Annotated in this window: 11 protein-coding genes and 1 tRNA gene; 5 read left to right on the forward strand and 7 right to left on the reverse strand. The window is 43.5% G+C overall.

All coding sequences use genetic code 11. The features are described 5' to 3' along the window. Nucleotides 1-527: 527 nt before the first annotated feature. Nucleotides 528-1,148, reverse strand: coding sequence for a peptidoglycan-binding domain-containing protein (locus BUQ89_RS14020; protein ID WP_051537500.1), 621 nt, complete (start codon nt 1,146-1,148; stop codon nt 528-530). A 186-nt stretch (nt 1,149-1,334) separates the two neighbouring features. On the opposite strand from BUQ89_RS14020, the gene selD reads away from it, so the two are divergent. Further along, on the forward strand, nt 1,335-3,521 hold the full coding sequence (gene selD / locus BUQ89_RS11950; RefSeq protein WP_028460813.1) for a selenide, water dikinase SelD: 2,187 nt from the start codon (nt 1,335-1,337) through the stop codon (nt 3,519-3,521). Between the two features lie 65 nt (nt 3,522-3,586). Here the strand turns inward: selD and mnmH are convergent, their stop codons facing one another. After that, nucleotides 3,587-4,702 carry a tRNA 2-selenouridine(34) synthase MnmH gene (mnmH, locus tag BUQ89_RS11955; protein WP_051537499.1) on the reverse strand — a complete coding sequence of 372 codons (1,116 nt, stop codon included), beginning with the start codon at nt 4,700-4,702 and terminating at the stop codon, nt 3,587-3,589. Between the two features lie 500 nt (nt 4,703-5,202). Here mnmH and BUQ89_RS11960 point away from each other — a divergent pair, with 500 nt between their 5' ends. Genes BUQ89_RS11960 through spt form a run of 4 tightly spaced genes read left to right on the forward strand, consistent with a single transcriptional unit; the run spans nt 5,203 to nt 9,416 of the window. Further along, entirely contained in the window at nt 5,203-7,026 is a 1,824-nt protein-coding gene (locus BUQ89_RS11960; protein ID WP_028460811.1) for a fatty acyl-AMP ligase, read from the forward strand. Between the two features lie 6 nt (nt 7,027-7,032). Then, nucleotides 7,033-7,944, forward strand: a complete 912-nt coding sequence (locus BUQ89_RS11965; RefSeq protein ID WP_028460810.1) for an NAD-dependent epimerase/dehydratase family protein — start codon at nt 7,033-7,035, stop codon at nt 7,942-7,944. A 30-nt stretch (nt 7,945-7,974) separates the two neighbouring features. Continuing rightward, nucleotides 7,975-8,229 (forward strand): acyl carrier protein, encoded by a 255-nt coding sequence (locus tag BUQ89_RS11970; protein WP_028460809.1) that lies wholly within the window; start codon nt 7,975-7,977, stop codon nt 8,227-8,229. Continuing rightward, nucleotides 8,229-9,416, forward strand: a complete 1,188-nt coding sequence (spt, locus tag BUQ89_RS11975) for a serine palmitoyltransferase (protein WP_028460808.1) — start codon at nt 8,229-8,231, stop codon at nt 9,414-9,416. The genes BUQ89_RS11970 and spt overlap by 1 nt, the downstream gene beginning before the upstream one ends. Nucleotides 9,417-9,770: 354 nt before the next feature. On the opposite strand, the gene BUQ89_RS11980 is transcribed toward spt, so the two are convergent. The 5 genes from BUQ89_RS11980 to BUQ89_RS12000 all read right to left on the reverse strand — a co-directional run bounded on the left by BUQ89_RS11980 (nt 9,771) and on the right by BUQ89_RS12000 (nt 13,542). Beyond that, nucleotides 9,771-9,847 (reverse strand) — tRNA-Val (locus BUQ89_RS11980). A 114-nt stretch (nt 9,848-9,961) separates the two neighbouring features. After that, the gene (locus BUQ89_RS11985; RefSeq protein ID WP_051537498.1) at nt 9,962-10,951 is read right to left on the reverse strand and encodes an alpha/beta hydrolase; all 990 of its coding nucleotides are present in this window, start codon (nt 10,949-10,951) and stop codon (nt 9,962-9,964) included. 47 nt (nt 10,952-10,998) lie between these two features. Further along, on the reverse strand, nt 10,999-11,784 hold the full coding sequence (locus BUQ89_RS11990; protein ID WP_028460806.1) for an aldolase: 786 nt from the start codon (nt 11,782-11,784) through the stop codon (nt 10,999-11,001). A gap of 67 nt (nt 11,785-11,851) precedes the next feature. Next, the gene (locus BUQ89_RS11995) at nt 11,852-12,247 is read right to left on the reverse strand and encodes an RNA-binding S4 domain-containing protein (protein WP_028460805.1); all 396 of its coding nucleotides are present in this window, start codon (nt 12,245-12,247) and stop codon (nt 11,852-11,854) included. A gap of 59 nt (nt 12,248-12,306) precedes the next feature. Next, on the reverse strand, nt 12,307-13,542 hold the full coding sequence (locus BUQ89_RS12000) for a bifunctional alpha/beta hydrolase/OsmC family protein (RefSeq protein WP_028460804.1): 1,236 nt from the start codon (nt 13,540-13,542) through the stop codon (nt 12,307-12,309). Between the last annotated feature and the right edge of the window lie 104 nt (nt 13,543-13,646).

Here is a 13,646-nt window from a genome sequence, read left to right on the forward strand (position 1 = left end):
AAACATTTTATCTATCGAAGGCTTTTACTATAGAACATGGCCAATTCTATAGCAAATACTTTTAAATCCAGCAATCGCACTGAATAATCAATCTGGAGAAATCGTACGCTGCGACCACTCTTTCATCCCACAAAAATGACAAATTAATCTACTCAATTTATATCTGGATAGAATTTAAGACCGTCCCGCACATACTCTAGATTTTTTCCGATCTACAGCACACACGAAGAGATTTTTGCAAAAGCCCGCGCCAGAAGTTTTAGACTATTGATTATAAATGGTTAATTTTTCAACTATTGGGGTTTTGCAAAGGTCTCACGAAATTAAAAGATTAAACAAACTCTAATTACCTTGTGGTTCTTATAGAGAAATTTAAATCTGCATACATCCTATTCTAGCTTGAAAACACCTCTGGCACCATTCAGACGTGCATCACCGTTTTATTTCATGCTAAAGCAGAATAATGATTAAAAGAGGGCACATGCGCACCCTCTGAGTATATCAAACAAGATTCTCTGAACAGCACACTAGAAATTCACACCCAATGCACGCAACGTTTCCTTGGTTAACTGGCCAACTACAAGATTATTTTGTTTTTGAAAGCTAACTATTGCGGCCAGTGTTCTAGGACCATTCAAACCATCAGCCGGTCCTGGATTAAAACCAGTATCAGCAAGCGCTTGCTGAACATTACGAATAATTTCAGGCGTGGCAGCAACAACTTCAGCCCCATCATTCATTAATGGCTGAGTTTGCATCACATCCATCGCGGGCGATGTTGCAATTTCCGCCTTTTCCTCCAAGCCTTCACCAAAGTCTATACTTTTATCCGCATTCTCGATCATTGCATCAATAGATTGGCTAGTAATCTCGGGAGGAAAATCAAGCATATCATCCGTTTTCTCCGAAACGATATCATACATATCGGTAATAACTGACCCATCATCCTCAATACTTCCAATATGTTCCATATCGTCCATACCAGCAACAGGTTCCATGGCTGTTGCCCCCTTTTCAACGAATTCAGTCACCACCTTCTTATTCCCCGCAATTTCCTCTTCCGGTTTATCGCCACATCCTGATAACAGTCCTACTGCTAACAAAAAAGTGGAACCGGTAATTAAGATACTCATTTTATTTTGTTTCATAGATACCCTCCATAAGAATGCAAGCAAAGATATTGATCATTAAAATCTAAAAACAGACTGCACATTACCCAATGATAAATCGAAACCCTTGTAAAGTTTTATTTAATTAACAATAAAGACTAACTTATAATAAGAGAAATTATCACTGTACTACCCCTTTAACAATAACATAATAAATATAAATTAATGAATGGTCGTCCGCCTTATAAAAAGGACTTACGCTTGATTGGTGCTGGCCACAGCCATATTATTGTTATCAAACGATTGGGTATGGTTCCTCCGCCAGGAATCAGAATCACGCTCATTAGCGACGATACTCACACCCCTTATTCAGGCATGTTGCCAGGCTTAATTGCGGGTCATTACTTATTTGATGATTGCCATATAGATCTACGCAAACTCTGCCAATGGGCCGGTGTACAGTTTATTCGTGGTACAGTCAAACGGTTAGATCCCATGACTAAAAGTATAATCTGCCACCAATATCCTTCTTTGCGTTACGATTTATTATCAATTAATATCGGCTCTCAACCAGCACTTAATACCATTAGAGGTACGCTGGCGCATGGTTATGCAGTCAAACCCGTCAAGCAATTTCTCAATGGCTGGCATCAATGGATACAATCAGCCTACTCATCAAATCGGCAGTATAATATCGTCATGGTGGGCGGTGGCGCTGCTGGAGTGGAAGTATTACTGGCCATGCATTATAAACTCTGTAACACGACCCCTATCCATGCTCGCTTTACCCTCGTGTGTGCTGATAAACACTTACTCCAATCACATAATAAGTGCGCACAGAAATTTTTTACCAACCATTTCCGCACATTGAACATCAACATTATTACCGGAAAAAAGGTAATCGCATCCACTGCCAATCACTTGTTGCTGGATGACCATACTTCACTCGATGCTGATTTTGTTGCATGGGCAATCAATGCTGAAGCACAAACATGGCTCACAAAAAGTGGGTTAAAATGCGATAGCAAGGGATTTATACAAGTTGACAGGTATCTTTGCAGCATCTCTCATCCAGACATATTCGCCGTTGGTGACAGCGCTGCATTTATGCCAACTCCATTACCCAAAGCAGGCGTATATGCTGTGCGTCAGGGACCTATTTTAGCTCACAACCTGATTGCGACATTTCAGCGACGGCCATTGCGGCCTTTTAAACCACAACATCGCTTTCTGAGTTTATTAACGACGGGCAATCGTTATGCAATCGCTTCACATGGTCCTCTGTTTGCGAGCGGAAAATGGGCTTGGCGCTGGAAAAACCATATTGATCAGACATTTATGGCGCGCTTTAACCCTACCCCCATGCCCGTTAAAAACGATTTCAATGGTAGCGCCCAAACAGCAATGCGCTGTGGCGGCTGCGGGGCTAAGGTGAGCCGCGATATTCTTCAAAATGTGTTAACGCAGCTTACCGTTCCATCTAATCCGGATATCATCAGTGGACAGAGGGATGATGCGGTCATCATCAATCCGCCGCCAGCGATGCAATGGATACAATCCGTTGATTTTTTTAGAAGTTTTATTGATGACGCTTACTTATTTGGTCGCATTGCTGCAATTCATAGCCTGGGGGACATATACGCGATGGGCGGCAAACCGCATTCAGCATTAGTTACCGCCATTATCCCTTATAATGACAGGCCAATTATGCAGGAAACCCTGCTGCATTTAATGCAGGGGGCGCTAACAACCCTAAATGGAGAGAACACTACTTTAATAGGCGGCCACAGCGGCGAAGGACCTGAAGTGGCATTTGGCCTGACTGTCAATGGCACACTCACACCAGGCCAGGCTTTGACTAAAACAGGACTCGTTCCTGGCGACAATCTGATTATTACCAAGCCACTAGGTAGTGGTGTGTTATTAGCAGCAAATATGACTGCTCGCTGCCAAGGACGTTGGCTTGATGACGCGCTGACATTCATGCTACAAAGCAATCGCGCTGCCGTACCCATCTTACGCCTATATGGAGCTCGCAGCTGCACTGATGTAACCGGTTTTGGTTTGCTAGGGCATTTACAAGAAATGCTCACAGCATCTCAATGTAATGCAACCATAGCGCTGGATGCCATTCCAGTCATGCAAGGCGCGCAATACTGTAGTTCACAAGGTATTCAAAGCACACTTTATCCAGCCAATAAACAATCTAGCGGCTGTCAACATTATATTGGTCGTCACCCCAGCTACCCTTTACTGTTCGACCCGCAAACCGCGGGCGGATTATTAGTCGGCATACCCGCTCAATCGGCGGATGAATGCCTTCATGCGCTCACTATTGCCGGGTACACCGCAGCCAAAATCGGGACAATAGATGAACAGGGTTCAAATGCTTTAATCACACTCAACGGATAAATGACTTGATCCCTGAAGTATTTCCAGTCGCACCTTTGATTACATTTTCTTGCTACCCCAAACCTTCATTTTTGCCGGGCCCAGTCGAGTACTTCCGTATAATTGCCTCTAAACACAATCCACTCCTTATTCTTATGAATTTGATATTCGTACATAGGGTCATAGTATTCATTGAGCAACACCGTTATCCAGGCTTCATGACCCAGAATACTCCCCGAACTCAATTGGGTTCGTATAGCATGCTCTAACAAGGTGGCAACATAATTATAGCGTTCTAGCCCCAGGCGTTTTTGCATACGTAACAAGCTCTCACTGAGATAATTACTAAAGCGCACAAAACCATGTTCAGAACAAGCCATCTCAAAGCTGTCAAGCATGTTAATCACATATTCTTGCAAAACCCGCTGCACACGGAATTCCAGAGACATATCCACTAGTGCCAGAGGAGAACGTCTCATGGCATCAAAAAATGCCATAGGAATGCCTACAGCACCAATATTTTGACTCTCATCTTCAACAAAAAGGACCTGTTTACGAGGCGTTGCCAATATCGTATGGAGCAAATCGATCGCCAAAGCATGCTCAAAGCTAGATTGTGTCGGCTGATGATCAATCATACGTCCAAAACTAGAACCACGATGATTGGCGTGTTTCTCCAGATCAACACTATTGGCAAGCTGATTAATCAGCCGAGTTTTAGCTACCCCTGTTTTACCACCTATTCTTATTATTGAGACATTGCTCGCTACTTCATCGAGCACACCAATCAGCGATCGTCTCAATGCCTTATACCCACCTGCTATCAACGGAACTTCCACACCTGCCTCGCTCATCCATTGACGAGCTAGATTTGATCGCATTCCTCCCCGCCAACAGTACAAATGAATGTCAGCATTCACTGCAGCCAATTCACACCAACTACGAATACGTTCGGCTTTAAGCCTGCCACAAACCAATTCATGGCCTAATTTAACCGCCGCCAGCTGTCCCCGCTGTTTATAGCAAGTTCCAACCAAATGACGTTCTCTATTATTAAGGATGGGGATATTTGTGGCGTACGGAAAACTGCCTTTGGCAAACTCGTCCTCTGCCCGCACATCTATAAACGCGGTGTGACACAAAAACAAATTACGAAAATTTTCAGCTGTCACCAAATAATCTGGAATCACTATAAAACCCATTACAATCAAAACCTAAAATTTCCATATACCCAATTATTGCATTACAAGATGTCATTTATAAGCATTTTTCTTTTACATCATAAAGATAAATAATTAATATTCATTACACCCCATTTTATCGACTGTTTTGTGTTCCTCGGAATAACCGGGCAAAACACTTGGTTTCTTAATGGAATCGGGGATAGCTATACTGGCAAACTTGTTATCGGGCGAAATTTAAAAGACATTCGAGATAGGCATGACATGACTGTTGTTTTGATACAACATTTGCTTAATATTGCCTTGACACGAAAATATACCTTATATAAGCTGCGGAGTAGTCAAATATGACACACTTATATTTATTAAGCAACGTCAGCGGTCAGCGTTTGAATGAAAATTTTCCAGCCAGCAAAAAATGAGTTAAGAAGGATTAATAATCAGAATTGGCACGCTCAACCAGAATTCCTTGCTTTTTTAGAAAGCAAGATGACAAGCAACATTACTTCGAGGGGAAGATCTTGAGTTCGACAATAACCAAGTTGAACGCTCCGCTAACGCAAGCGTTTGATTTTCAACCTTCAAGCGAATCGCAAATAACACCGACGCCCACATACCATGTATTAGCTCAGCGGTTAGCAAACTTTGATACCCTAACTGACGCTTTGGAATATGCTGCAAAGGGAAAGACGGGGTTTAATTTTTATGATGCTAGAGGCAATTTACGCTCGGTTCTCGCCTATTATGCATTGAGACAAAACGCTCGCATATTGGCGCAACGCTTATCCGGTATGGGCTTAACCCGGGGAGATCGAGTTGCCATCATTGCAGATACATCACCCGAATTCGTCGAGTTATTTTTTGCATGTCGCTATGCAGGTCTAGTCCCATTTGCGATGCCAGTTCCAGTCAATCTTGGCAGTCACGCAATTTATGTTCAACAGCTTCGAGGAATGCTTGAAGGCAGCCAGGCCAGCATTGCGCTCGCTAATGTCGATTATATTAATTTCCTTGAAGAGGCAGCAGCAGGAATCACCGGTTTACAATGGGTTGGTACGCCTGGAAAACTTGAAAATTTCCCGATCGCAGAGATAGAATTACAGTCGAATCACCCAGATGAAACAGCCTATTTACAATTTACATCGGGCAGTACTCGAACACCGCGTGGAGTAGTCATCACAGAGCGTGCTTTGATGTGCAATCTTCAAGGCATCGTTCGAAGTGGCCTGGAAATACAACCAGGCGATCGTAGCGCATCATGGTTGCCCTTTTATCATGATATGGGACTAGTTGGTTTAGTTCTTGCACCGATGGTGACACAAATCTCGGTGGATTATCTGGCAACACGTGATTTTGCGATTCGTCCATTACAATGGCTAAGATTAATCAGTCGTAACCGCTGCACCATCGCATTCAGTCAGCCTTTTGGTCTAAAACTGTGCACACTACGTGTACGCGAATCTGATCTAAAGGAGCTCGATCTCAGCAGTTGGCGCGCAGCAGGTGTTGGCGCAGAAATGATCCGCCACGATATTTTGAGAAAATTTTCCGATAAATTTTCATCGGCGGGTTTTGATGAGCATGCCTTTCTGCCATGCTACGGACTTGCAGAATCAACGCTTGCAGTCACTTTCTCCAAAATCAATACCGGCTTACAAAGTATACGAATAGACAGCAAAACACTGACAGACAAGAAAATGGCAGTCAGACTGCAGGCTGAAGGTAGGAAATATAACGAATTTGTGAACTGCGGTCGCCCACTCCCTGGACACACCGTTAAAATTGTCGATGAAGATGGTCAAGAATTATCTGACATGATGGTTGGCAGTGTATTGGTTCACGGAGATAGTGTTATGACCGGTTATTTTAACAACCCTGAAGAAACACATCGAACACTCAAACCTGGAAACTGGCTGGATACGGGTGATATTGGCTTTCTATTTGATGGCGACTTGTATATAACAGGGCGTCGAACGGATGTCATTATTGTAAATGGCCGCAATATTCGTGCTCAGGATATTGAAGAATTAGCCGAACAACAACCAGAAGTAAGATCGCGCGAAGCTTCTGCCTTCGGCGTAAATGGTGTTGATAACACAACCACAGTTGTGCTGGTCATTGAATGTCGATTAACATCTGTAACAGAGCGACAATCACTCACTAGCCGTTTACAACAGCTCGTATATATGGCATTCGGGGTAAGTTGTTTGGTTGAATTAGTACCGCCACACACTCTACCGCGCACTTCTTCTGGGAAATTATCACGTTTTGCTGCGCGGCAGGGATTTATTCAGCGAACAAATTTAATTGATCAATTGTCCCTGGTTGAATCTGGAGATAGATAATCAAATATGCCAAAATTAGTAGCAATAACGGGCGCTACTGGTTTCATTGGTAAGGTAATTTTACATAAGCTTATTGAAGACAATTGGACAGTCCGGGCACTCACTCGGTTACCTCGCGAAAATAGCGATTCAATACAATGGATCCATGGAGATTTAGATAATTTCATAGCATTACGAGAGCTGGTGAGAAATGCTGATGCTGTCATACACTGTGCCGGATTAGTACGGGGAAGCGTTTTTGATGAATTTGTTCATACCAATACACAGGGCACAGCTCATCTCCTGCACGCCATTACGGAGCAGAAATTAAATCCGCGATTTCTGCTCGTTTCATCTCTTGCAGCCAGACAGCCGGAACTTTCATGGTATGCAAAAAGCAAGTATATGGCCGAGCAGATTATTATGAATTGCCCCAGCGATATGGCCTGGGCGGTTTTCCGCCCTACTGCTGTTTATGGTCCTGGAGATAAAGAGCTTAAACCACTTTTTCAGGCGATGCGGCGCGGGATATTACCTGTGATTGGCAAGCCAACTAATCGCTTTGGCCTTTTGCATGTAGACGATTTCGCTACCGCAATTCAACATTGGCTTGCTACAAAAATACCCGTAAAAGGGGTTTTTGAACTTGATGATGGCACAGCGGGTGGATATAGTTACCAGATATTAACTTCGATCGCGCAAGAAATATGGGGACGACCGGTCCATTGCATCACTTTACCAATATCATTCATTAAATTAATTGCCGTTTCAAATTTATGGCTCGCTCGGCTTTTCCATTATGCACCTATGTTAACGCCAGGAAAGGTAAAGGAATTACAACATAAAGACTGGGTATGTGATATCACGCCTCTGACTCAGGCACTGCCCGGTTGGCGACCTTGCGTTCGCCTACATGACTCATTATCTCAAATAATCTGACTCTTAAAATAACCTATTAATCATTGACCTATGGCAGAATCCAATTACGACGAGATCATGCTGCAGCTTTGCCAGCGGCTTAAAAATCTAACGACCTCTGATACGATTATTACGCCAGAAACCAATCTCATTAATCAATTAGCCATTGATTCTATAAAACTCTTAAACTTAATCATGGAAATAGAAGATCATTTTGATATTTCTGTACCACTAAACGTACTTGCTGACGTTCACACTGTTCGTGATCTTGCAGACCTTATATATAAAATCAAATCTACGGCATAATGAATCTCCTCGAAAAACTTGATGCAGCAGCTGCTGCTAGAAAAGCCCTTCTACCAGCAGGCCTCGGTGCTTTCGGTATCCCTATAGAGGAAATTTATTCATCAACAGAAGCAAGAATAGGTGATCGTCGGGTACTTCTTCTAGGCACTAATAATTATCTCGGCCTGACTTTTGCGCCTGAATGTATACAGGCAGCACATGCGGCGATTGACAGTGAAGGGACCGGCACAACCGGATCTCGCATGGCAAATGGGAACTACAACGGTCACCGTGCATTAGAACAGGAATTTGCTGATTTTTATCAATGTCGATCCAGTATTGTTTTTACTACAGGTTATCAAGCAAATCTTGGCACTATTTCTGGAATAGTCGGTCCTGGCGACGTGGTATTGATTGATGGTGATTCTCATGCCAGTATCTATGATGGGTGCATCTTAAGCGGCGCTGATATTATTCGGTTTAAACACAATGATATGGCTGACATGGAAAAACGTTTGCGTCGTCTGGGAGAACGAACGCATACTACGTTGATTATTGCCGAAGGCATTTATAGCATGTTGGGGGATCAAGCGCCTTTAGTCGATATTGTCAGATTAAAAAATGCCTACAATTGTACATTACTGCTTGACGAAGCCCACTCTCTGGGTGTTTTAGGCGAGACAGGGCAGGGTCTTGCAGAAAAAACCGGGCTAGTAAAAGAGGTTGATTTCATTACCGGCACATTCAGTAAAAGCCTGTCTAGTATCGGAGGATACTGCGTCAGCAATCACCCACAATTAGATCAGTTACGTTATGTTAGCCATCCCTATATCTTCACAGCCTCCCCTTCGCCAGCTACAATTGCATCGACACGAGCTGCATTGAGATTATTGCAGAAAGGAAACAACCTACGTGAAAAATTGTGGCAGAACTCATTACAGCTCTATTCACAACTCACTCGGGCTGGGTATACTCTTGGTCCTGAGCCAGGGCCGGTCATTGCTGTTATCCTCGACAATCCTGAGCAGGCACTCACACTCTGGCAAGGCCTGCTGGAACACGACATCTACGTTAACCTGATATTACCCCCTGCCGCACCGGAAGGTAAATCATTAGTGCGATGCAGTGTGAATGCTGCACACACTGACAAACAAATAGATTATGTGGGCCGTACTTTTACTAAATTATACCCCAATATTTTTCAATAAATAACATACATCAATAGACCTGCATTGCCAGGCTCTGTATAACGTCTGCTGACTATCATTCCTCCTCCTGCCAAGGGGGTATCTATCAGCAAACCGACCTCTAGTAGATTAAACAACGTCTAGACGATAAGTCGCTCAAACAGCGTTATTGTCTTTATTTAGAAGATGGTGCCATCTAAAGGCATCGCTTTCACTCGCAGGCGTAGAACCCGTTTCTTGTACCAAAAACAGATGCCAGGCTTCAGACAAGGCTCCTATTTATACAGATTACACACGTATTTTTTTATCGACAGAATCAGATCCTTATTTAAAACAAGGCCGATCTAAAAGACACTCCAAATTTCCTGAGAAATTTGGTAGGCGCGATTGGACTCGAACCAACGACCCCCACCATGTCAAGGTGGTGCTCTAACCAGCTGAGCTACGCGCCTAGGAAAACCGGATTCTATCTGAAACAGCCAGCAGACACAAATGATAATGATGTTCGATAGAATCGAGAGCACAAGTTTCAGGAAACAGATTCAACTATTTAACGATGCGATTGATTAAAGATGGCTATTCAAAAAATTCATAACTTCATTCTTCCACTTCTCGGGAGAATGCGCCAGATGAGATTCATGCCCGGTATCCGGGAAGCTACTAAAAATCTTTGCACTTGGAACCAGATCATAGACTTGGCGGGCTTCAAACAGCTTTACCCGCGTATCCTGTTCCCCATGAAAAAATAAAATGGGGCAATTAACAGCTACTGCATAATGAGCCGGGTTATGGCTAAACCCATCAAATCCAGCCAGCAGCCCTCCCCAGAATACGAGCAAATGCGCGCCTGGAAAAGCGGGCACACCCATAATAGTGAATCTATTTTTAATCGTATTCAACAGATTATCAAAAATAGCTTCAACAATAATTGCATCAACCTTAATATCGAAACTGTATATCGCTCGAAATATGGCTGTCGCTCCCATTGACCGGCCATAAAGTATCATTTTATCAGGCCGATAATATTGCTCAGCATAACTAACAGCAGATGCCACATCATCCGCTTCTCGGTAGCCGATCGTTGTGTAAGACTCCGACGATTCCCATGATCCTCTAAAATCAACGAGAAGAACTGAATATTCCGCCTGTAGAAATACTTTTGCTTCTTCTATCAAGGATGATTTATCCATGACATAACCATGAAAAAGGATCACCAATCGATCACTTTGATCCGGCTGACAATGCCAGGCGCCTAAATAAGATGCTTCGCCATTTGGAATCGCCACCTGTTTACAACTGTCGTTGATTACCGTAGGTGAAAAAGATGCGGTAGGCCGTGGGATATTAACTCCCATGAATAGTGCACTCATTTTCTGAACTAGAGACAGCTTCTCTGGCCCCAGAGTCGGCTCACCCTGATCAGAGAAAAACAGCATGTCATAAGCATGTTTATAAGCCAGCATATTAAGCACAACAAAACCTGCTAGAAATAAATAAATTATGCTCATGCAGGCACAACGCAATCGTTTATTATGCGTGGATATCCAGGTTTTCATATTTTTCATCACCAAAAAATGAGAGAAAACCAAAAAACACAAAGCATCTATTTCAAACAGTCCACATTCGTTCTCAAGCTGCGGCGGGCATAATAAGCAAAACCAACCGTATTCCGCCGATCTTGAAGAATCCAATCGTGTGCTTCACGTCCCAGATCGGGGTCAATTGGTTTGATTTTACCAACGGCAGCTGCAAGTAGATGCATTCGGGCTGCCCGCTCAAATGCAATCGATAATAAGCAGGCCTCCTCAATACTGGCACAGGCAACCAGCAGTCCGTGATGTGCCAGCAATAAGGCGCGTTTCTTACCAATCGCAGCAGAAATGATTTCACCCTCTTCGTTACCAACAGGCACACCCGGCCACTTAGGCAAGAACGCGATGTCGTCGTACAATACACAATTATCCATATGCGAAATCTCTAACGGGACTTCAAGCATACTCAACGCGGCTGTATGTACTGCATGCGTATGAATGATGCACTGCACATCCGGTCTCGCCCGATAGAGCCACGAGTGAAAACGATTAGCCGGATTAGCCATCCCCTCACCCTGCAGCACTTCCAGATCTTCGTTGACAAGCAAGAGATTGCTGGCTTTGATTTCATCAAATCCCATGCCGAGCTGTTGAGTCATGAACGTTCCGGGTTCTTCAGCACGAGCGGTAATTTGCCCAGCGAGCCCGGAATCGTGGCCATTATCAAATAAGATACGGCAAGTCAGCGCCAGTTTCTGGGCTAAAGTATAGTGGGTGTTTTTCATATGGGTTGCCATCTGATCAAGAGAACGCTGGATAAGCGCTTCTTTATTCAGATCAAAAGTACTGTTATTCATATTCATCTCACTTTATTTCACATCTGAAGCAGCATTGATTAGAATCAGTCAATGGAACAAAACACCATCATGTTTTAGTCTTGAAATATTCAATCTCTCGTCTGTCACGCTTAGTCGGTCGGCCTTTAGAATAAAACGATTCGGGTTGCATTTTGAATTGAGCTGCCATGATTTCTCGCCGCTGACGGCTTGCTTCCGTCTCGCAATATAGCTGCTGCGCCAGAGACGCTGAACCGCGTTTATTGGATAATGCCAATATTTCGATCTCGTAGTGATCATGTCCAATACGGATATTCAGCATGTCTCCAACTGCAACTAACTTAGCAGGTTTAATGCGTACTTCGTTCAAATAAACCCTGCCTCGTCCAATTGCATCTGCCGCCAAAGAACGGGTTTTAAAAAAACGAGCGGCAAAAAGCCACTTATCAATACGAAACTTCTCTGTACTATCGTGTGTATTCATCTCATAACCAATCACAGTTCAATCAAATAATTTTCTGACATGCTGCTGGTCAGTCATTTTTACAGATAATCCGCCTGCGTTACAATATGCAGCTGATTGTCCAGTGTTTTATGTACCGGACATTTATCAGCAATCTCAAGTAAACGGACACGCTGTTTATCATCTAAACTACCCGTCAGTCTAATTATACGGGTAATCTTATCGATGCATCCGCCCTGCTTTTCGCAAGATTCACAATCGTCGGCATGAATGCGATGATGCATTAACTCAACTTCTATAGCTTGTAAATCTATTTTTTTATGATTCGCATACATCCGCAATGTCATGGAAGTGCAGCTGCCTAGCGCCGCAAGTAGCAGTTCATAAGGATTTACACCGAGATCGGCCCCACCCATTGAAACTGGCTCATCACTAATAAATTGATGATGCTCGGTGAAGATTTTACGGGTAAATACCTTATCATACTCACGCACGATGACATGTCCTGGTTTAACCAGCGGCGCAGCACGTTCCATGGGTTGATCATGCATTGTGTTGATAGCCAGATAACGACTGGCCCAGGCCGCCAATACATCAGCCACATATTGGGCATCCTCGGGTTGTGACAACAAATGATCAGCTTGATCCAGCGACACAAAACTTTTTGGATGTTTTGCAGCAACAAAAATACGAGCAGCTTCACTAATTGATACTGTTTCGTCTCGTGGTGAATGAAAAATTAACAATGCCTTTCTTAATGTTTTGATATGGTCCAGCGAATTATAGTTCTCAAGATCATCTATTAGCTGTCGTCTGATAGTGAAGCTGCGCCCGCCTAATTCAACTTTGGCAGTATGGTTATGCAATATTTCATCATGTGAATCGACAAAAAAATGTTTAATGTGCGCAGCAGTCGCAGGTGCGCCAATAGTTATAACCGCATTAATTGTTGATACGTGCTGAGCCACTGCCAGCACAGCAGCACCACCAAGACTATGCCCAATTAAAATGGCAGGCGCTGCATACTGCTCCGCCAGAAATTTTGCAGCGGAGATCAAATCCTGGAGATTGGATGAAAAATTGGTATTGGAAAAATCCCCTTCACTGTTTCCCAGACCCGTAAAATCAAAACGCAGCACGGCTATTCCTTTTAAAGCCAGTGCACGCGTAATACGAGACGCAGCCGTATTATTTTTAGAACAGGTAAAGCAGTGCGCAAATAATGCATAAGATTTCACTACACCGGTTGGCACTTCAAGCAATCCGGATAATGATTCGCCTTGAGCATTCCTAAAAGTAACTTTAGTTCCTGACATGATTTTTCCTTTTTCACGAATACCGACTGATTAACAAACTAATCAAGGTGATACCAGATTCGATGCCGGACTGACTCTCCTTACCCTACCCGGCAGGCTCATCC

This window comes from Nitrosomonas cryotolerans ATCC 49181, assembly GCF_900143275.1.
Taxonomy (GTDB): Bacteria; Pseudomonadota; Gammaproteobacteria; order Burkholderiales; family Nitrosomonadaceae; genus Nitrosomonas; species Nitrosomonas cryotolerans.

Bases quoted from the DNA above. Each gene is read 5' to 3' on its own strand.
- BUQ89_RS12000 (WP_028460804.1), bottom strand. From the start codon at position 13,542: ATGTCAGGAACTAAAGTTACTTTTAGGAATGCTCAAGGCGAATCATTA.
- BUQ89_RS11970 (WP_028460809.1), top strand. From the start codon at position 7,975: ATGGCAGAATCCAATTACGACGAGATCATGCTGCAGCTTTGCCAGCGG.
- BUQ89_RS11965 (WP_028460810.1), top strand. From the start codon at position 7,033: ATGCCAAAATTAGTAGCAATAACGGGCGCTACTGGTTTCATTGGTAAG.
- mnmH (WP_051537499.1), bottom strand. From the start codon at position 4,702: ATGGGTTTTATAGTGATTCCAGATTATTTGGTGACAGCTGAAAATTTT.
- BUQ89_RS14020 (WP_051537500.1), bottom strand. From the start codon at position 1,148: ATGAAACAAAATAAAATGAGTATCTTAATTACCGGTTCCACTTTTTTG.
- spt (WP_028460808.1), top strand. From the start codon at position 8,229: ATGAATCTCCTCGAAAAACTTGATGCAGCAGCTGCTGCTAGAAAAGCC.
- selD (WP_028460813.1), top strand. From the start codon at position 1,335: ATGAATGGTCGTCCGCCTTATAAAAAGGACTTACGCTTGATTGGTGCT.
- BUQ89_RS11990 (WP_028460806.1), bottom strand. From the start codon at position 11,784: ATGAATAACAGTACTTTTGATCTGAATAAAGAAGCGCTTATCCAGCGT.
- BUQ89_RS11995 (WP_028460805.1), bottom strand. From the start codon at position 12,247: ATGAATACACACGATAGTACAGAGAAGTTTCGTATTGATAAGTGGCTT.
- BUQ89_RS11985 (WP_051537498.1), bottom strand. From the start codon at position 10,951: ATGAAAACCTGGATATCCACGCATAATAAACGATTGCGTTGTGCCTGC.